General features: G+C 66.5%; 25 protein-coding genes. 20 read left to right on the top strand and 5 right to left on the bottom strand.

Annotation, left to right across the window (positions count from 1 at the left end; genetic code table 11):
• Positions 1 to 2: 2 nt before the first annotated feature.
• Entirely contained in the window at positions 3 to 2,276 is a 2,274-nt protein-coding gene (locus ABG80_RS06185; protein ID WP_058086879.1) for an FdhF/YdeP family oxidoreductase, read from the top strand.
• Between the two features lie 36 nt (positions 2,277 to 2,312).
• A complete protein-coding gene (gene fdhD, locus ABG80_RS06180; protein ID WP_058086878.1) occupies positions 2,313 to 3,092 on the top strand; it encodes a formate dehydrogenase accessory sulfurtransferase FdhD in 780 nt (259 codons plus the stop codon).
• A gap of 4 nt (positions 3,093 to 3,096) precedes the next feature.
• On the opposite strand, the gene ABG80_RS06175 is transcribed toward fdhD, so the two are convergent.
• The gene (locus tag ABG80_RS06175) at positions 3,097 to 4,275 is read right to left on the bottom strand and encodes an aminotransferase class I/II-fold pyridoxal phosphate-dependent enzyme (protein ID WP_058086877.1); all 1,179 of its coding nucleotides are present in this window, start codon (positions 4,273 to 4,275) and stop codon (positions 3,097 to 3,099) included.
• 53 nt (positions 4,276 to 4,328) lie between these two features.
• Complete coding sequence (locus ABG80_RS06170; protein WP_083505870.1) at positions 4,329 to 5,447, bottom strand: patatin-like phospholipase family protein; 1,119 nt, start codon at positions 5,445 to 5,447, stop codon at positions 4,329 to 4,331.
• A 298-nt stretch (positions 5,448 to 5,745) separates the two neighbouring features.
• On the opposite strand from ABG80_RS06170, the gene ABG80_RS06165 reads away from it, so the two are divergent.
• Positions 5,746 to 7,626, top strand: a complete 1,881-nt coding sequence (locus tag ABG80_RS06165) for an AsmA family protein (RefSeq protein ID WP_058086876.1) — start codon at positions 5,746 to 5,748, stop codon at positions 7,624 to 7,626.
• Here the strand turns inward: ABG80_RS06165 and ABG80_RS06160 are convergent, their stop codons facing one another.
• On the bottom strand, positions 7,627 to 8,307 hold the full coding sequence (locus tag ABG80_RS06160; RefSeq protein WP_083505868.1) for an OmpA family protein: 681 nt from the start codon (positions 8,305 to 8,307) through the stop codon (positions 7,627 to 7,629).
• Positions 8,308 to 8,510: 203 nt separating this feature from the next.
• On the opposite strand from ABG80_RS06160, the gene ABG80_RS06155 reads away from it, so the two are divergent.
• The 8 genes from ABG80_RS06155 to ABG80_RS06120 all read left to right on the top strand — a co-directional run bounded on the left by ABG80_RS06155 (position 8,511) and on the right by ABG80_RS06120 (position 13,876).
• On the top strand, positions 8,511 to 9,089 hold the full coding sequence (locus ABG80_RS06155) for an outer membrane beta-barrel protein (protein ID WP_058086875.1): 579 nt from the start codon (positions 8,511 to 8,513) through the stop codon (positions 9,087 to 9,089).
• A 19-nt stretch (positions 9,090 to 9,108) separates the two neighbouring features.
• A complete protein-coding gene (locus ABG80_RS06150) occupies positions 9,109 to 9,603 on the top strand; it encodes a pyridoxamine 5'-phosphate oxidase family protein (RefSeq protein ID WP_058086874.1) in 495 nt (164 codons plus the stop codon).
• Positions 9,604 to 9,619: 16 nt separating this feature from the next.
• Positions 9,620 to 10,033 (top strand): BON domain-containing protein, encoded by a 414-nt coding sequence (locus ABG80_RS06145; RefSeq protein ID WP_058086873.1) that lies wholly within the window; start codon positions 9,620 to 9,622, stop codon positions 10,031 to 10,033.
• Positions 10,034 to 10,357: 324 nt separating this feature from the next.
• The gene (locus ABG80_RS06140; protein WP_058086872.1) at positions 10,358 to 11,071 is read left to right on the top strand and encodes an MlaE family ABC transporter permease; all 714 of its coding nucleotides are present in this window, start codon (positions 10,358 to 10,360) and stop codon (positions 11,069 to 11,071) included.
• Positions 11,072 to 11,079: 8 nt separating this feature from the next.
• Positions 11,080 to 11,838, top strand: coding sequence for an ABC transporter ATP-binding protein (locus ABG80_RS06135; RefSeq protein ID WP_058086871.1), 759 nt, complete (start codon positions 11,080 to 11,082; stop codon positions 11,836 to 11,838).
• Positions 11,835 to 12,809 carry an MlaD family protein gene (locus ABG80_RS06130; protein ID WP_058086870.1) on the top strand — a complete coding sequence of 325 codons (975 nt, stop codon included), beginning with the start codon at positions 11,835 to 11,837 and terminating at the stop codon, positions 12,807 to 12,809. Before ABG80_RS06135 ends, ABG80_RS06130 begins: the two co-directional genes overlap by 4 nt.
• Positions 12,802 to 13,458, top strand: coding sequence for a PqiC family protein (locus ABG80_RS06125; protein ID WP_160322463.1), 657 nt, complete (start codon positions 12,802 to 12,804; stop codon positions 13,456 to 13,458). Before ABG80_RS06130 ends, ABG80_RS06125 begins: the two co-directional genes overlap by 8 nt.
• Before the next feature lie 58 nt (positions 13,459 to 13,516).
• A complete protein-coding gene (locus ABG80_RS06120; RefSeq protein ID WP_058086868.1) occupies positions 13,517 to 13,876 on the top strand; it encodes a hypothetical protein in 360 nt (119 codons plus the stop codon).
• Between the two features lie 18 nt (positions 13,877 to 13,894).
• Here ABG80_RS06120 and ABG80_RS06115 read toward each other — a convergent pair whose 3' ends face one another.
• Positions 13,895 to 15,037 (bottom strand): GAF domain-containing protein, encoded by a 1,143-nt coding sequence (locus tag ABG80_RS06115; protein ID WP_160322462.1) that lies wholly within the window; start codon positions 15,035 to 15,037, stop codon positions 13,895 to 13,897.
• Positions 15,038 to 15,315: 278 nt separating this feature from the next.
• Here ABG80_RS06115 and ABG80_RS06110 point away from each other — a divergent pair, with 278 nt between their 5' ends.
• The 9 genes from ABG80_RS06110 to ABG80_RS06075 all read left to right on the top strand — a co-directional run bounded on the left by ABG80_RS06110 (position 15,316) and on the right by ABG80_RS06075 (position 22,947).
• Entirely contained in the window at positions 15,316 to 16,863 is a 1,548-nt protein-coding gene (locus ABG80_RS06110) for a GAF domain-containing protein (protein WP_058086866.1), read from the top strand.
• Positions 16,860 to 17,450, top strand: a complete 591-nt coding sequence (locus ABG80_RS06105; RefSeq protein WP_058086865.1) for a biliverdin-producing heme oxygenase — start codon at positions 16,860 to 16,862, stop codon at positions 17,448 to 17,450. The genes ABG80_RS06110 and ABG80_RS06105 overlap by 4 nt, the downstream gene beginning before the upstream one ends.
• Positions 17,451 to 17,579: 129 nt before the next feature.
• Complete coding sequence (locus ABG80_RS06100) at positions 17,580 to 18,830, top strand: AI-2E family transporter (RefSeq protein WP_160322461.1); 1,251 nt, start codon at positions 17,580 to 17,582, stop codon at positions 18,828 to 18,830.
• Between the two features lie 13 nt (positions 18,831 to 18,843).
• Positions 18,844 to 19,020 carry a DUF1328 domain-containing protein gene (locus ABG80_RS21285; RefSeq protein WP_083505862.1) on the top strand — a complete coding sequence of 59 codons (177 nt, stop codon included), beginning with the start codon at positions 18,844 to 18,846 and terminating at the stop codon, positions 19,018 to 19,020.
• A gap of 16 nt (positions 19,021 to 19,036) precedes the next feature.
• Positions 19,037 to 19,594 (top strand): ferritin-like domain-containing protein, encoded by a 558-nt coding sequence (locus ABG80_RS06095; RefSeq protein WP_058086863.1) that lies wholly within the window; start codon positions 19,037 to 19,039, stop codon positions 19,592 to 19,594.
• Between the two features lie 124 nt (positions 19,595 to 19,718).
• Positions 19,719 to 19,934, top strand: a complete 216-nt coding sequence (locus tag ABG80_RS06090; protein ID WP_058086862.1) for a CsbD family protein — start codon at positions 19,719 to 19,721, stop codon at positions 19,932 to 19,934.
• 167 nt (positions 19,935 to 20,101) lie between these two features.
• On the top strand, positions 20,102 to 20,521 hold the full coding sequence (locus ABG80_RS06085) for a response regulator (RefSeq protein ID WP_235513759.1): 420 nt from the start codon (positions 20,102 to 20,104) through the stop codon (positions 20,519 to 20,521).
• A gap of 190 nt (positions 20,522 to 20,711) precedes the next feature.
• Entirely contained in the window at positions 20,712 to 21,953 is a 1,242-nt protein-coding gene (locus ABG80_RS06080) for a CHASE3 domain-containing protein (RefSeq protein ID WP_058086861.1), read from the top strand.
• Positions 21,954 to 22,065: 112 nt separating this feature from the next.
• Positions 22,066 to 22,947: a metal-dependent hydrolase gene (locus ABG80_RS06075; RefSeq protein ID WP_058086860.1), complete on the top strand. Its 882-nt coding sequence runs from the start codon at positions 22,066 to 22,068 to the stop codon at positions 22,945 to 22,947.
• Positions 22,948 to 23,019: 72 nt separating this feature from the next.
• Here ABG80_RS06075 and ABG80_RS06070 read toward each other — a convergent pair whose 3' ends face one another.
• Positions 23,020 to 23,526 carry a hypothetical protein gene (locus ABG80_RS06070; protein ID WP_058086859.1) on the bottom strand — a complete coding sequence of 169 codons (507 nt, stop codon included), beginning with the start codon at positions 23,524 to 23,526 and terminating at the stop codon, positions 23,020 to 23,022.
• Between the last annotated feature and the right edge of the window lie 97 nt (positions 23,527 to 23,623).

Genomic DNA, 23,623 nt, shown 5'->3' with positions numbered 1-23,623 from the left:
CCATGAGCGAAGCCAAGATCCAGATCTACAAGGGCCCGGCCGGCGGCTGGGGCGCGCTGCGCAGCGTGGCCCACCAGCTGCTGCAGCACCGCATCGCGCTCAAGGGCGCGCGCACCCTGCTGTCGGCCAACCAGCCAGACGGCTTCGACTGCCCGGGTTGCGCCTGGCCCGACCGCCAGCACACCAGCAGCTTCGAGTTCTGCGAAAACGGCGTCAAGGCCGTGGCAGCCGAAGCCACCGCCGACCGCGCCACGCCCGAGCGCATCGGCGAGCACACCGTGACCGCGTTGCGCACTTGGACCGACCACGACCTCGAAGCCCTGGGTCGCCTGACCGAGCCCCTGGCCTACGACCCCACCACCGACCGCTACCGCCGCATCACCTGGGACGAAGCCTTCACCACCGTGGCGCGCCACCTGCAGGCCCTGCCCTCGCCCGACGAGGCCATCTTCTACACCTCGGGGCGCACCAGCAACGAAGCCGCCTTCCTGTACCAGCTGTTCGTGCGCGAGTACGGCACCAACAACTTCCCCGACTGCTCGAACATGTGCCACGAGCCCAGCGGCGTGGGCATGAAGGCCAGCGTGGGCGTGGGCAAGGGCACCGTCACGCTCGATGACTTCGAGCTGGCCGACTGCCTGCTGATCTTCGGTCAGAACCCGGGCACCAACCACCCGCGCATGCTGGGCGAGCTGCGCGCGGCCTCGCGCCGTGGTGCGCGCATCCTCAGCTTCAACCCGATGCGCGAGCGCGGCCTGGAGCGCTTCGCCGACCCGCAAGACCCGCTGGAGATGCTCAGTGGCGGCGCCACGCCCATCGCGTCCGACTTCTACCAGCTCAAGGTGGGCGGGGACATCGCGGTGCTCAAGGGGATCATGAAGCACCTGCTGGCGCTTGAAGCGGTGGACCACGCCTTCGTGGCCGAGCACACCACGGGCTTCGAGGCGCTCAAGGCCGACTTGGAGGTCGAAAACTGGGCCCGCATCGAGGCCGAATCGGGCCTGTCGCGCGAGCGCCTGCTGCAAGCCGCCCAGGTCATCGCGCAAGCCGACAAGGTGATCGCCTGCTGGGGCATGGGCATCACCCAGCACCAGCATGGCGTGGCGGCGGTGCAGTCCATCGCCAACCTGCTGCTGATGCGTGGCATGGTGGGCAAGCCCGGCGCCGGCCTGTGCCCCGTTCGCGGCCACAGCAACGTGCAGGGCGACCGCACCATGGGCATCTACGAGAAGCCCTCGGCCGCCTTCCTCGACCGGCTGCGTGACGTCTATGGCTTCGAGCCGCCACGCCACGAAGGCTTCGACACCATCGGCGCCATCGAGGCCATGCGCGACGGGCGCGCCCGCGTGTTCTTCGGCATGGGTGGCAACTTCGCCGCGGCCACGCCCGACACGCCCACCACCTGGGCCGCGCTGCAGCGCTGCGACCTGACCGTGCACGTGGCCACCAAGTTCAACCGCAGCCACACGGTGCATGGCGGCGAGGCCCTGGTGCTGCCCTGCCTGGGACGCACCGAGGTCGACCAGCAGGCCAGTGGCGCGCAGCACATCAGCGTGGAAGATTCGATGAGCATGGTGCACCTGTCGGCCGGCATCAACGCGCCAGCCTCGCCACACCTGCTGTCCGAGCCTGTGGTCGTGGCCCGGCTGGCCGCCGCCACCTTGCCGAACAGTCGCGTCCCGTGGATGTGGCTGGTGGAAGACTACGGCCGCATCCGCGACCACATCGCGCAGGTGTTCGACGAGTTCGCGGGCTTCAATGAAAAGGTCCATCGCCCGGGTGGTTTCAGGCTGCGCAACACCGCCAGCGAACGCGTGTGGGCCACGGCGTCGGGCAAGGCGCAGTTCGCGGTGCACGCCATCCCGACCGACACGGTGGTGCACCGCGCGAAGGCACGTGCTGGCGTGGGCCCCGTGTTCACGCTGACCACCGTGCGCGCCCACGACCAGTACAACACGACCGTCTATGGCCTGGACGACCGCTACCGGGGCGTCTTTGGGCAGCGCCGCGTGGTCTTCGTCAACGCGCAAGACCGCGAGCGGCATGGCTTCGCCGAAGGCGCCTGGGTCGATTTGGTGGGCGCGGCGCCTGATGACATCGAGCGCGTGGCGCCGGGCTTCAAGCTGGTCGACCACGACATCCCGCCGGGCTGTGTGGCGGCCTACTACCCCGAGACCAACGTGCTGGTGCCGCTGGACAGCCATGCCGTGGGTGCCCGCACGCCCGCCTCGAAGGCCATCCCCGTGCGCCTGCGTGCGGCGGTGGTGATGCCGTAGGTGCCAGCGTGAACGCCCGGGTCGAAGCGCCGATCGGTGACGCCGCGCCGGCCTGACCACGACTGGGTGATCGACGAAGCCCCCGTGGCCCTGGTCTACAACGGCGTGTCGCACGTGGTGATGATGGCCACGCCCACCGCGCTGGAAGACTTCGCGGTCGGCTTCTCGCTGTCGGAGGGCTTGCTCCATGGCGTCGACGAGTTGCGGGACCTGAGGGTGGCGCACGCCGAAGCCGGCGTGAGCGTGCACATCGAGGTCTCGCCTCGGGCTTTCGACCGATTCAAGGAGCGGCGGCGCCAGCTCGCAGGCCGCACCGGATGCGGCCTGTGCGGCATCGACAGCCTGCAGGCCTTTCAAGACACCTTGCCCGAGCGCACGCTGATGGCGCCGCCAGCTGGCCAGACGGACCTGAGCACCGCGGTGCGTCGCGCCCTGCAGGCGCTGCCCCGAAGCCAGGCCTTGCAGGCCCGAAGCGGTGGTTGCCATGCCGCAGCCTGGGCCACGCCAGCGGGGCAGATTGTCTGCGTGCGCGAAGACGTTGGCCGCCACAACGCCCTCGACAAGCTGATCGGTGCCCTGGCGCTGGCGGGGCAGTTGGCCGCTGCATCGACCGCCACATCGACCGAGCCACCCAGTGGCCTGATCGTGGTCTCCAGCCGCGCCAGCCACGAGATGGTCAGCAAGTGCGTGAGGGTGGGCGTGGGCACCCTGGGGGCGATCTCGGCGCCCACGTCCCTGGCCATCTCGCTGGCTCAGCGCAGCGGCTTGCGCCTGTTCGGTTTCTGCCGCGGCGAGACCGCGGTGGCCTACGCCTGACGCCTCAGGCTCTCAAGCTGGCCACGAATCGACCCAGCCGCGCCAGCCCTTCCACGAGGTCTTGGCGCGAAGCGGCAAACGACAGCCGCACGAACCGCCCCGCGCCGCTGACGCCAAAGTCGTTGCCCGGTGTCAGCGCCACGTGCGCCTGCTGCAGCGCGCGCTCGCAAAAGCCCATCGCGTCCAGCCCCGTCTGGCTCACGTCGATGTAGGCGTAGAAGGCGCCGTCGGGTTGCACGGGCACCGGCAGGCCGATGTCCTTCAACCCCTGCAGCACCAGCGCACGCCGCTCTGAAAACTCGCGTTTGCGCGCCTCGCACACCGCGATCGACTCGGGCGTGAAGCAGGCCAGCGCGGCCAGTTGCGCCGGCGTGGGCGCGCAGATGTAGTAGTTCTGGGCCAGGCGCTCCATCGCGGGCACCAGGGCCTCGGGCACCACGGCCCAGCCCAGTCGCCAGCCCGTCATGCCGAAGTACTTCGAGAAGCTGTTGATGACGCAGGCGCCGGGGTCGCTGGCCAGCACCGTGGGCGCGGGCGTGCCGTCGGCCTGCACGTCGCTGAGGTTCAGGTAGATCTCGTCGACGATGCGCCAGGCCCCATGCGCCTGTGCCCATCGGCAGATGGCGGCCAGCTCGGCCGGCGGCACGGAGGTGCCCGTGGGGTTCGAGGGGGTGGCGATCATCAGGCCTTTGGTTCGCGCAGACCAATGGCGCTGCACGGCGGCCAGGTCGAGCTGAAAGCGCGACGACGCGTCGGTGGGCACCAGGCGCACGTCGGCGCCAAAGCCGCTGAGGAACTGGCGGTTGCAGGGGTAGGACGGGTCGCCCACCAGCACCTCGTCGCCCGGGTCCACCAGCGCGGCGGTCACCAGCAGCAGCGCTGCCGAGGCGCCGGCCGTGACCACCACGCGCTCTGCAGGCAGCGCCAGGCCATGCGCCTGTTGGTAGAAGCCGGCGATGGCTTCGCGCAGCGCGGGCAGGCCCAGGGCGCCGGTGTAGGGCAGCGAGGCCTCGCCCGCCACCCGCTGCAACTCGGCGCGCACGGCAGGCGGGGCGCCGAAATCGGGCTCACCCAGGTTCAGCCGGATGACGCGGTGCCCCGCCGCTTCGAGCTCGGCGGCGCGTTTGCCGAACTCCATGGCCAGGAAGGGGGTGATGGCTTGGGCGCGTTGGGAGACCTTCATGGGCGGGCAGTTTAGGGCCAGCCCTGCGCGGCCTCACCGCCGCCCTGTCGCGATCAGGCCAGCACCCTGAAGTCGAAGCTCGCTTGCGAGCCCACGTTGCGCCGATGCCGCCGCAGCCACTTGGTGGCGCAAGCGTCGCCCAGCTCGCGCAGCTCCTCGAGGAAGGGCGTGCAGGCCAGCAGCTTGGTGTCATGGCCCCGCAATGCGTCGACTTCGCTGACATCGATCCAATGCAGGCGCAGCTGACGCAGGCGTTTTTCCAGCGGACTGGGCCACCAGGCGCGCCGCGCCTTGCGCTGCAATTGCTCGATCATGTCGAGCTCACGCATGAGGTGGGTCGAGAAAGCCAGGGAGCTGAGCCTGCGGTCGATCGCTTCGCGCGTGTCCACGGCCACGTTCACTTCTGGCGGGTTCAGCAGCACCAGCAACAGGTCGCTCGAGCGCCCCTCCTCGATCAACGGGAACAAGGCAGGGTTGGCCGAAAATGCGCCGTCCCAGTAGGCCTCCCCGTCGATCATCACCGTGTGGTGAAGCATGGGCAGGCAGGCCGACGCGAGCACATGGTCTGCCGTCAGCTCGTGCTCCCTGAAGAGCTTGAGTCGCCCCGTTCGGACCTGCGTGGCAGCGATGTAGAGGCGAAACGGCGCGTGCGAACGCAGGTCGTCAAAGTCAACCTGGTCGAGCAGGATGTCGCGCAAGGGGTTGTGGTCCATCGGATTGAAGACCTGTGGGGTCATCTGCGAAATCCATTGCTGCATCAGCCGCCCCACCGATGCACCCATCGGCAACTCCAGGCCCATGAGGCGTGCGACGCTTTCCGGCACCTGTTCACCCACCGCGCCCCAGAAGCGATCCAACGCGCGCCGAGCCCCTTTGCGTCCGCCATGACGCCAGCCGGAGGCCATCACGGTCGCGTTCATGGCGCCCGCGCTGCTGCCGCTGATGGCCTCGAACTCGATGCTGCTGTCACGCAGCAGGCGGTCCAGCACGCCCCAGGTGAAGGCCCCGTGGGCGCCGCCCCCTTGCAGCGCCAACTGAAGCCGCCTGGGGCCGCCGAAGGCGGGTGGCAAGGCCTCGGGCGATGGGCGCAGTCGCAACCAGGCCTCGCGCAAGGCGTTGCCTTGCGTGGGTGCGTTGACAACGGGGGGCGTGGGGGACGTGTTGGCCGTCATGCTGGGTTCCTCCGTGGGATGCAGGGACTCGGTTGTTCACCTCCAATGTCAGCGACCTTGTCGCCGTCTCGCTGCCAGCCAACGCTGCGTCCAGGTGTCGGAGACGTCCGACATCAGCTCAGCACATGGGCCGACGCTGCCGTCAACGCGCTTCTGGTGTCATCACCCCATGAACCCGGAGTCCGTCACCCCAGTTCCCCCTTCCTTGCCTGAGCCGTCGCGGCCCAGACGCCATTCGCGCCTGGCATGGGTGATCGCTGCAGGGGTCATTGCGGCTGGCCTGGTATGCGCAGAGCAAATGGGTTGGCCTTGGTTGGTCAAGCCGGTGGCCGGTGCGGTCGGTGAGCTGATCGGACGCCGGGTCGAAGTGGGCGGGGGAGAGAGAGCCCGCTTGCACTTGTGGGGCGGTGTTCGCTTTGAGGCCCCGAGCCTGGCGATCGGCGGGCCGCAGGGCGCGCCCAACACATGGCTGTTGCGCATGGAAGGCGGAGAGCTGGGCCTGTCCTACCCCGCCTTGTGGCGCATGTCGCAAGGCGCGCCGATCGACATCCAGCGCCTGCGAGCCAGGCGGCTGGAGGCCTGGCTGACGCGCCCCGCCGGTGGGCAAGCCTCCTGGCAAATGGGGTGGGCAGAAGGCAAACAAGGCGATGTTGATGAAGGCGATGCCACCCAGGCCTGGCGGGATTGGCGGGTGCAGGAGCTGCAACTGACGCAGGGCGTGATCCATGTCGACGATGAACCCCTGCGTGTGCGAGGCACGCTGGGTGTGAGTGTCCTTCCGGCGGGTGATCAGGCTTGGCATTGGGCCGCGACGGCCGAAGGTGAGTACCTGGGGCAGCCAGCTGCATTCCTGGTCAATTCGGTGAGCCCTTGGCGTTGGTCGGGCGAGCGCTCGCTCAAGTTGAGGGCGAACGCAGGACGGGCCAGGTTCGCCTACGAGGGCGCTGTGGGTGACCAAGGCAAGATGTTTTCAGGCCGCTTTGACCTGTCTGGTCCCTCGCTGGCGGCGGTGGGACAGGCCGTTGGCGTCACCTTGCCCACGACCGCCGCCTTCCGCATGAGCGGTGACGTGCGCGCTCATGGTGACATCACCCAGGTTCGGGTGGCGCAGGCCCGCATCGGGCGAAGCCATCTGAGTGGCCGGTTCGTGCATGACAGGGGCCAGCAGCCCCCGTTGCTGACGGGTGAGCTTCGCGGCAGCCGGCTGATGCTCGCCGACCTCGGGCCGGCGGTGGGTGTGCCTGCCTCCACGGCAGCGGATGCGCCTGAGCCTCGCGCGCAGCGCGTCCTGCCCGATCGCCCCTTCAACCTGCCCAGCCTGAAGGCGATGAACGCCGACGTCGGTGTGGCGATCGAGGAGTTCGACACCGGCAACGCCGCCCTGCAAGCCATGCGCGATTTGCGCGCCAGGGTGTTGCTCACGGCTGGGGTGCTGAGGCTTGATCGACTGTCGACCACGCTGGCCCAGGGGCGGGTGGCCGGCCAGATCGAACTCGACGCACGCCAGGAGCAGCGCGCCTTGCTGAGCCTGGACCTCCGTGTGGACGGCGTGGAGGTGGCCAAGTGGGCCAAACCCTTGCAGCGTGACGGCCGACCGCCGTACCTGGCTGGTGTGCTGTCCGGGCATTTGAAGGCGCGGGGACAGGGCCGGTCCACGGCAGAGATGCTGGGCTCCATCGATGGCCGTGCGGACCTCGTGCTTCAGGACGGCCAGGTCTCGCACCTGGGCATCGAGCTCGCCGGGCTGGACGTGATGGAAGGGCTGTTCCAGTGGGTGCGTGGCGACGAGATCTTGCCCATCGCCTGCGCCCAGCTTCAGTGGACGGCCAAGGGTGGGGTGCTGCGCCCCGATCCGGTCATCGTCAGCACCGACGATTCGACCTTGTGGGTTGACGGGCAGGTGTCGCTCAAAGACGAAATGCTGGACCTGCGGTCTCGCGTGGCGCCCAAGGATTTTTCTCTGGTGGCCTTGCGCACGCCTGTGCGCCTGCGAGGCCCCTGGCAGGATGTCGATGTGCAGGTGCTTCAAACCTCCACCTGGGCCAGGCTGATCGGTGCGGCAGCGCTGGCGAGCGTGCACCCCCTCGCTGGTCTGGTGCCCCTGGTCGACGGCGGGCAGCGCGAGGCTGCCCGTGTGGCTGACCTGCGTTGCCGTCAGGCCAGCGCGAAGCAGCCTTGATCAGCCTGCGTGCTGAGACAGGTAGATCTCGACCCGACGATTCATCGCCCGGCCAGATTCGGTCGCATTGCTGCTCAGCGGTTGGCTGGCGCCCGCGCCGTCGATCGCGATGCGCTGGGCGCCCACGCCACGTTGAACCAGGTAGTCGCGCACGGCGTCAGCCCGCTCGATCGACAGGGGCCGATTGATGGCTTCGGTGCCGGTGCTGTCGGTGTGACCGATCACATCCACGCGCACGTCGGCCTGGAGGTTGCGCGCGATCTCGTCCAGGACGGGTTTCATCTGCGGCTTGACGCTGGCGCGGCCGGTGTCGAAAGAGAAGTCCGTCGGGATGTTCACCTTGATGCGGTTGTCGGCGGTGCGCGCCACTTCGACGCCGGTGCCTTGGGTGGCCTGTTCCAGCGCCCGCTGCTTTTCCTCGAGGTGGCGGGACCACAGGTTGCCCGCCACCGCACCGACCAGGCCACCGATCACGGCCCCGGTGCCAACGCGGCCACCGGTGGCCGATCCGATCACCGCGCCAGCGGCGGTGCCCACAGCGGCGCCCGTGGCGGTGCGACGCTGGCTGTCGGTCAGCTGCGTGTTCGCGCAGCCAGCAGCGACCAGCATGCTGGCGGCGGCAACGGCGATGGCAAGGCGGCTCGCAAAGGGGTTTCGTGCAGGGTTGGATGAATGGCGCATCGTTGACTCCAGTGTGGATTTGAGATGCCTGCAACGTTAAGAACTTTGGGCGCGCGGGGGTGTCGGCCATGGGCGCCATCCGTTGTCGGACACAGCTGACAGGGGGCTGGCCCTTGTCCGACACCAGCTTGCGACCTCGGACGACACGCGCGGCGGTGTGCCCGGTTCACGATCAACCCATCGCAAACAAAGGAATTCGAACGATGCAAGTCAAGCACCTCGCCGCCCTGATCGCCCTTGCCGGCCTGAGCGCCACCGCCCTGGCCCAGTCCGCCACCGCATCTGCTCAAGTCGCGGCGCCCGGCAGCCATTACCTGGATGTGAAGGCCGGCCAGAGCCGATTCAGCACCACTTGCGGTCGGCTCTACGGTTGTGACGATGCTGACACCTCGTACGGCGTGAGCTTCGGTCACCAGATCAATCCCAACTACGCCGTTGAGCTTGGCTACACGAACTTCGGCAAGGCCGAGCGCGGCGGTGGCGACGTCAAGGCGCAAGCCACGTCGCTGAGCCTGGTCGCTCGCCTCCCGTTTGACCGCTTTGCCGTGTACGGCAAGGTGGGTGCCTCTTACGGCATGACCAAGTCCAGCGCAGCGTTCATCTCCGACACGCCTTCTGGCAAGGCCTATGGCTGGGGTGCCAACTATGGCGTCGGTGTCTCGTATGACCTCACCCCCGACATGACCGTGTTGGCCCAGTGGGACGAAACCAACCTCAAGTTCGCCGGAGAGGGCCAGGAGCACGTCAATGGCGCCAGCGTCGGCCTTCGCTTCAAGTTCTGACCCCACCCAGGAGTGACCCATGAACCTCAGCAGCTCAACCCCCTCGCCATTTGACGTGCGCAGGCTCAAGGAGTTGATTGGCTCCCAACGCATCTGCATGTTCACCGAGCCCCAGCGGGACGGCTCCCTGACCTCGCGCCCGATGACCGTTTTGGGCATCGACAAAGCCGGAGCGCTGTGGTTCATGACCTCCATCGAGCACCTGCCACATGCCGATTGGCCCGTCAGCGCAGCCTTCGCCAACGAAGACGCCAACCGTTTCGTGTCGGTCACAGGCATCGCGCAGGCCGTGCAGGACAGCGAACGCATCCACGAGTTGTGGAGCGTGATGTGCCGCCCCTGGTTCCCGATGGGGCCGGACTCGCCGGAGATCGTGCTGATTCGATTGGCACCGGATCAAGTCGAGTTCTGGGAGGGCCCATCGAACCCCCTGGCCCGTGGCGCGTCGCTGCTGGCCTCCGTCGTGGCACGCCGACCCATCGGGCTGGGTGAACACGGCCGCCTCAACCTCTGAACCACAGGAGAGCATCATGAAAAAACCCAACACCTACCAACGAGCAGGTCTGGCCACCCTGGTGGCACTCGGTGCCCTGTTTGCCGCCTGCGGCAAGAAGGAAGATTCCGCAACCGTGGGGCAACGCCTCGACGAAGCCGTGGCCGAGGCCAAGGCAGAGTCGAACGAGGCTTCTCGCCAGGCGCATGCGCAGGTTGACGCAGCCGGCGTGGCCATGAGCGATGCGGCAATCGGCGCGGCGGTCAACGCCAAAATCGCGCAGGACAAGGACCTCGAGGCATCGAAGATCGATGTGGAGGTCAACAACGGATCGGTGGTGCTTCGGGGGTCGGCTCCCTCCGACGCCGCCGTGCTGAGGGCGGTCTCGCTGGCCAAGGGGACGGACGGCGTGACTTCGGTGACCAGCGAGCTCAGGATCGAGTCGTCCTGAAGTCGCGATGATCGAGCCCATCCATGCCGCCCTCCCGGCGATGGGTCGGTCCCTGATCGGCAACTCTGCAGGGACCTTTGGCCAGCTTCGGCTGGCCTTTTTCTTGGGCGCTGAAAATGACACACAGCCCCAGGTAGGATGTCCGCCAACGCCGACCAAGACCCTCCCTTCTTCCATGGCTGATCGCCTCCCACCGTCAACTGCCCGAGGGCGCTCTCAACACTGGAGCGCCACATGGTCATGAGGGAGTGGTTGCATGACGTCGGTGAGCGAGCGGGGCAACGGTGGCAGACATGGTTGCGAACGCTGGGCTTCGGCGGGTCCATGATCATCACCGTCAGTGGCTTGCTGCACCACAAGCCCTTGCCATCTCTGGCTCAGTGGGGGCGCGTGGCATCGCAAGCCAGCGTGCAGGCGCTGCCGATCGTGTGGGTGGTCAACGCCCTGGTCGGGGCCATCATGGCTTTCGTGGGCGCGGTCCAGCTGCAGAAGTTCGGGGCGGGGCTTTACGTGGCCGACCTGGTGGGCATCTCGGTGTGCCGCGAGATGGCTGCCTTGATAACCGCCGTGGTGATGTCCGGGCGAACTGCCGCCGCGTTCGCGGCCGAGCTGGCCACGATGCGTGCGCAGGAAGAGATCGATGCCCTGCACGTGCTGGGCCTGGACCCGATGCGCGAGCTCGTCGTGCCCCGTGTGCTGGTTCTCGTGGGCATGATGCCGCTGCTGTTCTTTCACGCCTGCGTGGCGGCCTTGGTGGGCGGGCTGGTCGTGGCCACGCTGATGCTGGACCTCAATTCATCCGTCTATGTGCAGCGCCTGATGGTCGCGACCTCTGCGACCCACCTGTTCCTGGGCCTGGCCAAGGCCCTGGTCTTCGGCGCCTGGATCGCCATGGCGGGTTGCTTTGCGGGTCTTCACGCCGAGCGCAGTGCAGCGGGGGTCGGTGAAGCGTCCACGCGTGCGGTGGTGCGTGGCATCGTCGGCGTGATCGCGCTCGACGCCGTCTTCGCCGTCGTGGCCAACGCCATGAGCTGGTAGGAGCAAGGATGGCGCAAATCGACGTTCGAGGCCTGCGCATGCAATACGGCGATGTCCTGATCCAGGAGGACGTCGAGTTCGCCATCGAGCAGGGCAGCATCTTCGCGGTCATGGGCGGCAGCGGATGCGGCAAGAGCACCCTCTTGCGGCACATGGTCGGTTTGCAGGCGCCGGCCAGCGGCGACGTGTGGGTCGATGGCCAAGGCTATTGGTTGCAGATGGACGCGCAGGCCCAGCAACGGTGTCGCCAACGCTTCGGCATGCTGTTTCAAAAGGGCGCTTTGTGGTCGACCCTCAGCGTTGCAGGCAACGTGCGGGTGCCGCTCGAGCTGCACTGGGCCGACCGTCCCGAAGCCGAGCGCGATGAACGGGTGCGCCTTGTGCTGGAATGGGTGGGGCTGGCCGATCAGGCCGATGCGCCCGTTCATGGGCTCAGCGGTGGTCAGGTCAAACGCGCCGGCTTGGCCCGGGCCATCGTCGCCGAACCCGAGGTGATCTTCCTGGACGAGCCGTCCGCCGGGCTCGACCCGGTGACCTCGCTGCGCATGGATGACCTCATCTTGTCGATCCGCGATCGCACGGGCGCATCGGTGGTGCTGGTCAGCCACGAGCGCGAAAGCTTGTTTCGCATCGCGGACGACAGCATCTTCCTGGATGCCGAGTCCAAGCGACCGCTTGCAAGCGGTCGGCCTGCAGACATGCAGCACGACGAATCGCTGCCTCGGCCGGTGCTCAACTTTCTGCAAAGAAGGGACGGACAGACATGAAGAAACGATCGGTCGCCTTGGGCGCGTTCGTGGTGGTGGCGCTGGCCTTGGCCGTGGTGCTGATCACGGCGCTGGGCAAAGGCCGCTTCTTTGGCGGGGGGCGCACCTTGGCCGTGGTGTGGTTTGACAAAAGCGTCAAGGGCCTGACCATCGGGGCGCCCGTGACCTTCCGTGGGGTGCCCGTGGGGCAGGTCGATGCCATCGGCGTCGAGCTCGATCCGAGCAGCCTGGCCTCGCGCATGCCCATCACGCTGGCCATTTCAACCGAAGCGCTGTCGATCAAGGCGCGCGGCCGTCGAGCTCAGCGCGAAGCCCTGCAGTCGCTCATCGACCGCGGGCTCGTGGCGCAAATGGTGACCCAGAGCCTGGTCACAGGGCAGGTCATGATCGACCTGAACATCGCGCAGGCACCGGCCCAGGCCGTGGCCCAACCGCCCGAGGGACCGTTGGTGATCCCGCACGTGGGCGGCAACTTCGACCGCCTGCTCGAGCAGGTCTCCGAGCTGCCCCTGAAAGACACCGTCTCCGATGTCCGCGCGACCATGCAGAGCGTGCGGCAACTCGCCGAGGAAGCCCGCGCCAGCGTGGCCGCCATCAAAGGCGATGTCGGACGGGTCACGGGCGAGGCCACGCAGACCTTGCAAGGCGCAGGCAAGGATTTCCATCAGGTGTCGCAACAGACCACCGCCACCCTGCAGTCCCTGCAATCGCTGGCCGATGGTGGGCAGCGCCTGATGCTGGACGTGCAACCCCGTGTCGTCGGGGCCGTTGATGCGCTGCACGGCGCAGCCAACGACGTGCGCACCAGCATGGGAGAGCTCTCAGCCTGGGTGGCGCCCGGATCGCCGACGCGAACCGACCTCGACGGCGCCTTGCGGGATGTCGCTCGCTCGGCGCGCAGTTTCTCGGCGCTGGTCGAGGACATCGAAGAGCAACCCAACATGCTCATTTTCGGGAGGTCCCGTGAGTGATTCCAAACGTTCGATGCCCCTGTCTCGCCGCGCGATGGTGGGCGCCCTGAGCGCGATGCTGGTGGCCTGTGGCAGCGCGCCGGTCTCGCGCGCGCTGGTGATCATCCCCTCTGCTCCGGCGCCCGTCGACGCGGGCACCAGTGCCAGCAGCCCTTCTGCGAGGCCCTTGCCTGCCGCAGAAATCGGCGTGCTGACCATCAAGTTGCCGGAGCACTGGCAGCGTCGAGGCGTGCTCCACCTGCGCGGCGACTCGGAGTTGCAGACCTGGCCGAACGCCATTTGGGCCGAGCGGGTCGAGATCGGCATGACGCGGCGTTTGTCACAGGCGCTGCGTGAGCGGGCGCCCGAGCTGGGGTGGTGGCCCTCCGACGACAGCCAGGCCCCGCGGCGGCTGCAAGTCGACGTCCAGCAACTCGACGTCATGGCGCAGCGTGGGCAGATCGCATCAGTGCTGCAGTGGCGACTCATCGATCGGCAGGGGCGGGTCACGGCATCGGGCAGCCTGCGCCGGCAGGTCGACGAGCCCATCCAGGGCCCGCAGGACGAGGCCCAGGCCTTGGGCCGATGGCTGGACACCGTGGCCCTGGCGCTTGGCGAGGCCGTGCGGGGTGTGTCGGACTCGGCTGACAAAACAACCGGCCTGCGCTGACAGCCCCAACCCTCACGTCGACCTAAGCTGACGCTCATTCGCCAACAGTGAGGTAGACATGATTGAACTGGCCAAGTTGTGTTTCGCGCAGACCCCGGACATCGACGTTCAAGTGGGCATGGTGCCCGAACACGAAGACGTGGCACTGACCATGACAACGCACCGCCTGGTGGTCGTGTCCGGGCACATCAAGGCCATCGATGAAGCCGAGGTGCTCCGCGAAATCGCGCTGGTGATCCCGCGCCGGCTCTGCGTGGGCGACCGCCCGACGGCCAACGGCCTGATCAATTCAGCCAGTGAAGCCCTGATGCAGGCGATGGTGCGCCACCCTGGTGCCAAGGCCCTGGAGCTGCTGGTCGACACCGTTCAGGGCGTCAAGCACGCCTTGCTGAAGGTGACCAGCCGCGCCACCGCCTGAGGTGGCGCGCGGGTCGCTTCAGGCCTGAGGCGACCAGGTGAGCAAAAGCTGACCAGGCGAGTTTTCGCTTGCCCAAAGGCGTGCTTGCAGCCGATTCATCGGCTCCAGGATCATGGACGTGATGTGCGCCAACAAGGTGGCTGGCAGGTTCACCAGATCACCTTCGGGGCTTTGAGCCTGGAGGGTGAGCGCTGGCGCGACGCCATCGACGGCTTGCAACCCGATCTGCAAAGCGTGATGAGGTGGCAGGGCGCGCACGCTCTCTTGCAGCAGGGTCACCAGCAGTCGCAACAGGGCCGGCTGACGTGCCGCCTCGACGGGATCAAGCAGCATCGGGTCGGTCTGTGCCGTCAAGGTGATGCGGGCAGGCGCCACGACGTGGACCGCCAACGCAAGCAGCTCGGCAAAGCTCGTCTGTGCCTGAGGCACCTCGACGGTGGCCGACCCCAGGTCCGACAAAACCCCCTCGTTGACTTCGCCCAGTCGATCGTGAAGTCGCTCCAGCGACTCGACGTCGCTGGGGCGCGAGCCTTCTGGTGCGATGCGCATCTTGGCGACTTGCAGCGCCAGGGCCTGGCGGATGTCGCGGAAGGCCATTTGCCGCTGGATGATGCCCGCCTCGAGGGCCTGCAGGCGCTGGCGCGTCTGCTCGGCGCAGTGTTCGGCGAGTTCTTCGCGCCAGGCGCCGTCGAAGGCCTGTTCGGCCATCAAGCCAACGGAGGCGAGCAGGGCCAGTTCATGGTCTTGCCAATGGCGGGCCTGAGGGGCCACGACGCACAGGCTGCCCACGACCTCGCCCTGGAACCTCACTGGCACGCCCAGGTAGGCGTGGACGCCTCCATGGCGCACGCTGCCGATGTCACGCCATGGGGCGCTCGCGTGGGTGTCGTCGATCACCAAGGGCAAGCCCATGTCGATGACATGGTGACACAGGGTGGCGCCTTGGGCGTGAGGGTTCGCTTCCAAGGGGGGCTCGAATCCTCGCTGCAGCGGATAGTGATCGGTGTCGGAGGTGACCAGCGCCAGCATGGCGCGCTCGACCCCCAGTCCTTGGGTGGCGATCTGGCAGAGGTGCTTGAGCAGTGGCTTGAAGCGCGCCTGGACACCGAGCAAGCGATCAACGGCGACGGCGCGCTGGAAGGCGCGCAGCTTTTGGGGCATGCGCTCGTTGACCGATACCTCGCCTGCCTGGGCCGATGGGGATGCCGAAACTTTGGGCAATGCCTCTCCCGGGGCCCGCATCGGGCATTCATCTGATGTATCAGCGCATCAAATGCTTGCGGCTTTGTCTGCACGCAACGCGCCACGCCTTGTCAGACATGTCTGACACAAGGGCGCGGCCATGTCCGACGCAAGCGGCGTGGTGCTGATCTGACCATGCTTGAAAGACCTTGGTCAGGAGTTGAACAAATGATGTCGCGGGAGGCGTGGTCCGCAAGATGAGCAAACACAACACCTTGAGTGAGGACCCGTCACGCGCATTCTCAGGTCCGGTGACGCTTCAGAACTGCGACAGGGAGCCCATCCACATCCCTGGCGCCATCCAAGGGCATGGCGTGCTGGTGGCGTGGGACGCCTTGGGCGAGATCACGCATGTGAGCCTCAACGCAGGTCGGCTGTGGGCGGCGGCGCCGCAACCCGGCGAGCGCTGGGTGTCGTGCGTGGACCGCATCCGCGAGGACTTGCCGGAACTGTCGCAAGCTTTGCGCAGCCTTCCTCCCCGGCACGAGTTGCCGCTTTGCCTCGAATGCAACACCGCCGAGGGCACCCTGGATGTCATCTGGAGCGCCCACCCCTTTGGCTCCATGGTGGAAGTCGAGTGGCGGCCGGATTCGGATGCGCAGACCGTCGCCGAATCGGTCGGCGCGATCCACGCATTGGCCGGTCGGGTGTCTCGTGCAACTGACCTGGATCGCATGCTGGAGTGGACGGTCCTCGGCTTGCGGCAAGCGACGGGATTCGACCGGGTGATGGCCTATCGCTTCCGGCACGACGACAGCGGCGAGGTCGTTGCAGAAGCGGTGTCCTCTCAGCTGGATCCATTCCTGGGGCGCGTCTACCCGGCATCGGACATCCCGGCGCAGGCCCGACGGCTCTACACCGTCAAGCTGCTGAGAGGCATTGGCGATGTGCAGGCGGCGTCCGTGGGCCTGCTGGCCCCTCCCGATGGCACGCCGCTGGACATGAGTCAGGGCGAGCTCCGCAGCGTCTCGCCGGTGCACATCGAATACCTGCAGAACATGGGCGTTGGCGCGTCGCTGAGCCTGTCGATCGTGGTGCAGGGGCGGCTGTGGGGACTGGTTGCCTGTCACCACATGGGGCCGCATCGCCTGGCCCACCCGCAGCGTCTGGCCCTGGAGGTGCTGAGCCACCTGCTGGGTGCCAAGGTCGACGAGTGGCAGCGTCGCCAGACCCAGGAGCGCCAGTCCCGGCTGGCCGCACAGCGAGCTCGCCTGTCGCTGGAGATGGCCCGCCGTGAAGACACCTTCGAGGTCCTGTGTCAGCAAGCCCGGCAGTGGTTGGGGACGTGGCAGGCCGATGCCTGGGTCGTCGCCCTCGAGGACCAGGTCCAAGCCAGCGATGAACGGTTGCTCGCAGCCTGGCCCCAGTTGCTCAATTGGTTGCAGCAACAACCGGCGAACCTGGTGTCCTTGAACTATCTTCATCAGTGGCCCTCTGAAGGCACGGGCATGGCCGGGCTGCTGGCCATGCGCTTCAGCGAGGTCCAGCAGGCCTGGGTGTGCCTGCTGCGCAAAGAGCAGGAGCTCACCCTTCGCTGGGGTGGCAAGCCGGAGAAGCTGATCAAGATCGGCCCCCTTGGCCCGCGCTTGACGCCGCGCGGCTCCTTCGAGGAGTGGCGGGAGGTCGTCAAGGGCACCTCTGTGCCATGGGGCGGGGACGATCGGGTGCTGGCCGAAGAGTTGAGGCAGACCTTGCACAGGGTGCACGCCGAATTGAGTCTGGAGAGAAAGTCGAGGAACCCATGAACGCGATCGCCGCATCCCCTTCCTGCCTGCAGTCCCTCAAGGCCGGCACCCGCTCCCATCACGACGCCATCGAACTCGAGATGGACGCGGACCGGCTCAGCGATCCGCGGCACCACCGCAAGGTCATGCAAGCCTTGCTCGATTTCCACGTCGCCTGGGAGCCTCGCATGCTGATGGCCCTGCCAGAGCCGGATCAGCTGTTCATGGTCCGTGGCTCGCGCTGGCCGCAACTCAAGGACGACGCTGAGCAGCTGGGATTGATTCCACGGCGGATGGAGCCCCGCATGGATTGGCTCAACAATGCGGAGCATGCGTGGGGCAGCGCCTACGTCATCTGGGGCTCGATGCTGGGCGGTCGGGTGTTGTGCCGACAGCATCAGGGTGTTGCCGGCACCGCCTCACAGCCGGCTCCCGGCTGGGCCTACTTCCATGGGCACGGCGACCATGCGGTGCAGTCCTGGCGCGACTTCGCCTGTCGCCTTGAATCGCGGGCGAGCAAGGGAACGTGGCATGCGGCCGAGGCCCTGAGGGCTGCGCAACTCACCTTCCTGGCATTGACCGAGTCGATGCGTCGCAGCCTGGCCTGAGGTCTCCTGCGGTCCTACACGCACTCTCAGCCTTGTCCGACGTCGGCGAGGTGACGATCTGGGTGCAATGGGGGCACCATCGGGAGTGCTGCCATGAATCCACAGTTTCCTTCGGGAAGGCGCGTTGTCTTGCCCAAGTCCGTCGCGAGGTCTGTTCGAGCGATCGGCTTCGGTCTGGTCCTCATGGGGCTTTATTTCGGTCGGGGCATCCTGGCCCCGCTGGCCCTGGCGGCACTGATTGCATTTGCCTTGGCCCCGGCGGTCAGGATGATCGAGCGCATGCGGCTGCCCCGAGGCTTCGCGGTCGCGCTGGTGTGCGGGAGCGTCGGAGCCTTGATGGTGGCCGCTGGCCTGCTGGTGTCGCTCGAGGTCGAGGGATTGGTCGGGGAGCTGCCGCGGTATCAGCAATCGCTCGAACACAAGTTTCGCGATGCTCGTGAGAGCCTGGCTGCGAACATGCCCTTGCGCAGCGTGGGTCAGGCCCTGCATTCGCTGGACGTGGCGATGCAGAACACCACCAGTGTCGTGACAGGCGAGCCCGCTGCGCCGAACGCGTCGAGGGTGCAGACCGTGCGCATGCAAAGTGCGAGCGGGGCCGAACAATTGCTGCAGATGGCTTCGCCTTACTTGTCGGTGTTGCTGCAGACCGGGGCGGTCATCATCCTCGTCATCTTCATGCTGATCGAGTGGAACGATTTGCGCGAGCGCATCGTCCGGCTGGCCGACGGCAATTTCGACAGAGCCAAACTGGCGCTGTGCGATGCGAGCGACCGACTGCGCGGGTACCTGGGTGCGCAGTTGATGCTCAACGCAGCCTATGGCCTGGTGTTCGGGGTGGCGTTGGGCCTGTTGGGGGTGCCCGGCGCTGCGTCCTGGGGCATCCTGGCCGGGATGCTGCGATTCGTGCCCTATGCCGGTCCCGTGGTCGCTGGCGCAGGGCCTTTGCTGATGGCACTGGTGTCCGAGCCCGGATGGGCCATGGGCATGCAGACCGCGGCGCTGGTGCTGGTGATGGAGCTCGTCACCAACAACGTGCTCGAACCCATCCTGTACGGCCAACGCGCCGGTCTGGGGACGGTGGCGATCCTGATTTCCGCCACTTTCTGGACGGCGCTTTGGGGGCCGGTCGGCCTGGTGGTTGCCACCCCCATCAGCGTTTGTCTGGCGACGATGGGCCGCCACATCCCGCGTCTGTCGGTCTTCCATGTGCTGCTCGGATGCGGGCCCGTCGACCGGGTGGGCGACCCTTGCGAGACACCGCATCAGCCGGCGGCGAACGCATCGCCTGAGCCGCATTCGGGGCGCTCTCCTACAGCGAAGTGGGCACCCATCCGACGCCACGAAATCGGTGCCGGGGTGACAGTGAAGTCATCACTTTGACAAGGAGAACGACATGCTCAAGTGGGCCGTCATTTTTGCCGTGATCGCAGCCGTCGCAGGTCTGTTGGGATTCAGTGGCGTGGCTGCGGGTGCGGCTGGCATCGCCAAGTTGCTGTTTGTGCTGTTCCTGGTTGCGTTCTTCGTCGTCATCGGCCTGGTGGCCTTTGGCGTGAACGCGTTCAGCAAGTGAGCCAAGGAGATCGATCATGAAAGTCACATCCGTTGTCTCGCGCAAAGCCGAGGCCACGTCGCTCAAGCTCGATGAAAAGGCCCTCGAGCGGGCGCGCACCCACCTCGACGACGGCGCCGTCACGCCGAGCTACGGCCCCTGGAAGGACGGCGTCATCGAGCTGCTCAATGGCGCGCTGGCCACCGAGCTGGTCTGCGTGCTGCGCTACCGGCGCCACCACTTCACCGCCAAGGGGCTCGAATCCGGCCCGATCGCGGCGGAATTCATGGTGCATGCCGTGGCTGAGCAGGGGCATGCCGACAAGCTGGCCGAGCGCATCGTCCAGCTGGGTGGCTCGCCGGCGTTCGACCCCGACCGGCTGACATCGCTGTCCCATGCCGACTACGACGAGAGCAGCGGCCTCAAGGACATGATCCGCGCCAACCTGATCGCCGAGCGCGTGGCGGTGGAGTCCTATCGCCAGATGATCGCGCTCATCGGCGACAAGGATCCGACCACGCGCCAGTTGCTCGAGGGCATCCTGCGCGACGAAGAAGAGCATGCCGACGAATTGTCTGACCTGCTCGAGCGCTGACGGCCGCTTGTCCTACAGGGGCTTGCAGTGCTGACTGACATGCATCGCAGCCCCCCCTCGGGACAATGAAATCAACGGTTCAAACCGTTCCACACCAACCTGTTTCAACCCAAGGAGAAACACCATGAACTGGGATCGAGTCGAAGGTCAATGGAAGCAAATCAAGGGCAAGGTCGTCGAGCAGTGGGGCAAGCTGACCGACGATGACCTGGACGTCATCTCCGGCAAGCGTGAACAGCTGGCCGGTCGCATTCAGGAGCGTTACGGCGTCAGCCGCGACGAGGCGGAAAAGCAAGTGGAGCAGTGGAAGTCCGAGTGGAAGAAGGATTGGTTCAACTGACAGTTGAACCCACACCACACTCATGACGCAGCCCGGACTGGAATCAACCCTGGTCTGGGCTTTTTCCCTCTGTTTGAGGGAAAAGTAGGATAAGTCTGACAATGATCGAGCGAAAAACATCGGACCATTTGCATCAGGGTGCGCAAGACGCCCCTGAAGCGTGGAACATGCTCAAAGCAGATCAAGACAACATGGCCGCTGAGACAAGGCCGCTGCAGTGCTTTCTCGTAGAGGACAGCGGCCTGATCCTGCGCGGCCTGATCGACACCTTGCAAGAAATGCTGCCGCTTCGGGTGGTGGGTTGCGCGGGTGACGAAGCCGGCGCGAAGGAGTGGCTCGAGCGCTCGGGTCGAGACGTCGATCTGATGATTGTCGACATTTTCCTCAAGCAGGGAACCGGGCTGGAGGTGCTCAAGCACGCCAACGGCCTGAATCTGCCCTGCCACAAAGTGGTCTTGACGAACTACGCCACCCCCGACATGCGAACCCGCAGCGTGGCGTTGGGGGCCGATCGGGTTTTCGACAAGTCGTCCGAGCTCGAAGAGCTGATCGACTACTGCGCAAGCCTGTCAGGCAGAGCCGGCTGAACGCCTGCGCGAACCGATCCGCAGAAAAAAATCACAAGCACCCGCCTGGGGTGCAAAGATGGTGCCGACGGGCTTCACATCGACTCGATCACGGGAAGGCGGCCGCGAGATGAAAAAAAGGTAGCAGGTTGGTGGACGAAGGTGCGACTGGGGGCTTACAGCATCCCCGTGGCGCTGGCGGCTGCGGCTGTTGAACGCTTTCCAGAGGCTCACCGAAGCCGAGTCGGGCAAGCGCGGTTACCTGATGCTGGGTGACAAGGCCTACCTCAAGCCTTACGAGCGGGCCGCGTCCGATGTCTTCGCGGAGCTGAACCAGGTCGACCAGTTCGATCGCGACGGGCGGGACCCGCAGACGCGCGTGTTGCAGGCTCGTGTGCGGGCGGCGATGCAGGCCAAGCTGACAGAGATGTCTGAGGTCATGCGGCTGCACGACCAGGGCGAGCAAAGTCGCGCCATGGAATTGGTGCGCACGGGCATCGGGCTGGAGATGATGCAGAAGTTGCGTGACGAGGTTCAGTCCACGATGCAGCATCGCAATCAGCACATTGCCAAGGGCCTGGCAGCGGTGCGCGAGATTTTCCTGCTCGGGCGCATTGGCGTGATTTCGTTGACCGTGTTGTGCACGCTGGTGCTGGTGGCGTTGATCACCTCGAGCCGTGCCTTCGAGCGCGAGCGTGAGCGCCAGCGTCAGGCCCTGCGAGACGAGCGTGATGGACTGGAGCAAGAGGTCAATCGGCGCATGGCGGACTTGCGGGAGCTGACCCAGCACTTGCAGTCCGCTCGCGAAGACGAGCGGGCCAGGCTTGCGCGCGAGCTCCACGACGAGCTTGGGGCACTGCTGACGTCGGCCAAACTGAACGTCGCGTCGATGCGGCCCAGCCTCAAACAGGTGCCCGAGGTGGAGCCGAAGCTGCAACGCCTGGTCGAGTCGCTCAATGCCGGCATCGCCTTGAAACGGCGCATCATCGAAGACTTGTCCCCATCGATCTTGCGCTCCCTGGGTTTGCAGCCTTCGCTCGAGATCCTGTGCAGCGAGATGTCGCGCACCTGTGAAATCCCCATCCGTTGTGATCTGGAGGCGGTCGAACTGTCGGCGGACAAATCCCTGGCGGTTTACCGCTTCGCGCAGGAGGCCCTGACCAACATGGCCAAGTACGCGAACGCGCGCAGCGCGGTGGTGCGCCTGCGGGCGCAGGACGGTTTGGCGAGGGTCGAAGTCTGGGACGACGGCAAGGGGTTCGATGCCTCCAGGCTCGTCGCGGGCCGGCACGGCTTGCGCGGCATGCGCTTTCGCTTCGAGGCCCTGGGTGGCTGCATGGCCATCGACTCCATGTCCAACGAGGGCACGCGGTTGACCGCCTGGCTGCCCCTGGACTCGGCCCCTGGCGCCGCGGCGAACGCGTCCGCGCAGGTTTTGCCCGCAGCGGCCTGAGGGTCGGCGTCGCGCAAATCCCCTTGCGTGTCGCCACTTTCCCTCACGCGCCGGGTGCCATCGGGCCTAAAGTCACGCTCGAACACCCCCCGTCGAAAACCAGGAGTCCACCATGAGCCAGCACGCAACCCAGGCGCCCGTCATCGTCCCCCGCGAGAAGCTGGACTTCGACCTCGGCGGCGACATCCCCAAGTACTGGTTTGGTGGCGATGCTTTCAAGTCGCGCTATTTCGACGCCATGTCGACCATCTTCCCCGAGGGCGAGCGCTACTTCATCTCCTGCGTGCGCGATTACCGCGACCAGATCACCGACCCCAAGCTGCTGGCCGACGTCAAGGACTTCATGCGCCAGGAGGGCCAGCACGGCATCGTGCACAGCCAGTACAACGACCGACTGCGCCAACAGGGCATCGACGTCGACATGCTCGAGAACGTGCAGCGTGGCATCTCCAACTGGGCGCGCAGCAAGTTCGCCCCCGTGGTGACGCTGGCCGACACCGCCGCCGCCGAGCACCTGACCGCCACCATGGCCGAAGCCCTGTGCGAGGACCCCAAGGTGCTGGGCCAGGCCGACCACCGCATGCGCGCCATGTACGCCTGGCACGCCATGGAAGAGATGGAGCACAAGGCCGTGGCCTTCGACGTGCTGCAGAAGGTGGCCAAGGCCGGTTACCTGCGCCGCACCTTCGCGCTGATCATGGTGACTTTCCTGTTCAACCTCAACGTGGCCCTGACCACGCGCTACATGCTCAAGGTCGACGGCTTCAGCCGCTGGCAGCGCATCAAGATGTTCGCCAAGGGCGCGTGGTGGTTGTTCGGCATCGGCGGGCTCTACACCCGCATGATCCCCAGCTACCTGAGCTTTTTCAAGCCCGGCTTTCACCCTTGGGACGCCGGCGTCGTGCCCACGTACAAGGTCTGGCTCGACACCTTCAACCGCACGGGCGACCCGCTCCAGGCGGGCGAGGTCCTGTGGACCCGTCACCTGGCCTGATCACGTCGCGTTGAAAATGCCGCAGCGGGGGCACCGGGCCCCCGTCTGAATCACCGACCGAACAAGTCGGGCTCAGTTGACCAGCCGACCGCCCTTGCGTCCGCAGGGCGCCTGCTCGGGAGAGCGGGCGGCGCGCATCACGTCCTGGTCGGTCATGCCGATGCCGCGCAGGAACTCGTCGCGCAGCTGCAGCACGTCGTCGATGTTGTCGTCCGAGGCGTCGATGAGGTAGCCCTCGATGCGCTCGAGCTCCTCGATCTGGCTTTCGGTGAAGCTGGGGCGGGCCCAGGTGGGCAGGCGGGTGCAGGCGTTGAAACCCCAGGCCCGGGCCTGGCGGTGCACGTCCTGCGAGACCAGCACATGGGTCAGGTCTTCGAGCTCGGAGCTCTCGAGGTCTTCCACCATGCCGTGTTCGATCACCTGGGCGGCGACCACGCGAGGTTCGGCCACGTCCAGCACCACCCGGCAAAGCACCGGGGCGGTGAACGGGTTCCGCTGATGACGCCAGTGGCCGTGCATCAGGCAGGCCGCTGCGATGGGCTGATCGCAGTCTGACGAAACGTTGTCGAACCAATTCATGCGAGAGTCCTCCGGCGAAGTGGTTGAAGCGGGTCGCTTGATGCCCATCATGCAGAAACCGCGCCACTTTGGGTGGGCAGATTTGGCAGGAAACCCC

Source organism: Aquabacterium parvum (assembly GCF_001447195.1).
Classification (GTDB): Bacteria; Pseudomonadota; Gammaproteobacteria; order Burkholderiales; family Burkholderiaceae_C; genus Aquabacterium; species Aquabacterium parvum.
The sequence above is the reverse complement of the archived record's forward strand: the minus strand, read 5'-3'. Positions and strand labels throughout refer to the sequence as shown.

Coding starts and splice junctions, on each gene's coding strand:
- ABG80_RS06160 (WP_083505868.1), bottom strand. CDS start 8,307: ATGCGCCATTCATCCAACCCTGCACGAAACCCCTTTGCGAGCCGCCTT.
- ABG80_RS06130 (WP_058086870.1), top strand. CDS start 11,835: ATGAAGAAACGATCGGTCGCCTTGGGCGCGTTCGTGGTGGTGGCGCTG.
- ABG80_RS06110 (WP_058086866.1), top strand. CDS start 15,316: ATGAGCAAACACAACACCTTGAGTGAGGACCCGTCACGCGCATTCTCA.
- ABG80_RS06155 (WP_058086875.1), top strand. CDS start 8,511: ATGCAAGTCAAGCACCTCGCCGCCCTGATCGCCCTTGCCGGCCTGAGC.
- ABG80_RS06075 (WP_058086860.1), top strand. CDS start 22,066: ATGAGCCAGCACGCAACCCAGGCGCCCGTCATCGTCCCCCGCGAGAAG.
- ABG80_RS06150 (WP_058086874.1), top strand. CDS start 9,109: ATGAACCTCAGCAGCTCAACCCCCTCGCCATTTGACGTGCGCAGGCTC.
- ABG80_RS06070 (WP_058086859.1), bottom strand. CDS start 23,526: ATGAATTGGTTCGACAACGTTTCGTCAGACTGCGATCAGCCCATCGCA.
- ABG80_RS06165 (WP_058086876.1), top strand. CDS start 5,746: ATGGGTTGGCCTTGGTTGGTCAAGCCGGTGGCCGGTGCGGTCGGTGAG.
- ABG80_RS06135 (WP_058086871.1), top strand. CDS start 11,080: ATGGCGCAAATCGACGTTCGAGGCCTGCGCATGCAATACGGCGATGTC.
- ABG80_RS06120 (WP_058086868.1), top strand. CDS start 13,517: ATGATTGAACTGGCCAAGTTGTGTTTCGCGCAGACCCCGGACATCGAC.
- ABG80_RS21285 (WP_083505862.1), top strand. CDS start 18,844: ATGCTCAAGTGGGCCGTCATTTTTGCCGTGATCGCAGCCGTCGCAGGT.
- ABG80_RS06185 (WP_058086879.1), top strand. CDS start 3: ATGAGCGAAGCCAAGATCCAGATCTACAAGGGCCCGGCCGGCGGCTGG.
- ABG80_RS06085 (WP_235513759.1), top strand. CDS start 20,102: ATGCTCAAAGCAGATCAAGACAACATGGCCGCTGAGACAAGGCCGCTG.
- ABG80_RS06090 (WP_058086862.1), top strand. CDS start 19,719: ATGAACTGGGATCGAGTCGAAGGTCAATGGAAGCAAATCAAGGGCAAG.
- ABG80_RS06170 (WP_083505870.1), bottom strand. CDS start 5,447: ATGACGGCCAACACGTCCCCCACGCCCCCCGTTGTCAACGCACCCACG.
- ABG80_RS06105 (WP_058086865.1), top strand. CDS start 16,860: ATGAACGCGATCGCCGCATCCCCTTCCTGCCTGCAGTCCCTCAAGGCC.
- ABG80_RS06095 (WP_058086863.1), top strand. CDS start 19,037: ATGAAAGTCACATCCGTTGTCTCGCGCAAAGCCGAGGCCACGTCGCTC.
- ABG80_RS06145 (WP_058086873.1), top strand. CDS start 9,620: ATGAAAAAACCCAACACCTACCAACGAGCAGGTCTGGCCACCCTGGTG.
- ABG80_RS06115 (WP_160322462.1), bottom strand. CDS start 15,037: ATGCCCCAAAAGCTGCGCGCCTTCCAGCGCGCCGTCGCCGTTGATCGC.
- ABG80_RS06175 (WP_058086877.1), bottom strand. CDS start 4,275: ATGAAGGTCTCCCAACGCGCCCAAGCCATCACCCCCTTCCTGGCCATG.
- ABG80_RS06140 (WP_058086872.1), top strand. CDS start 10,358: ATGATCATCACCGTCAGTGGCTTGCTGCACCACAAGCCCTTGCCATCT.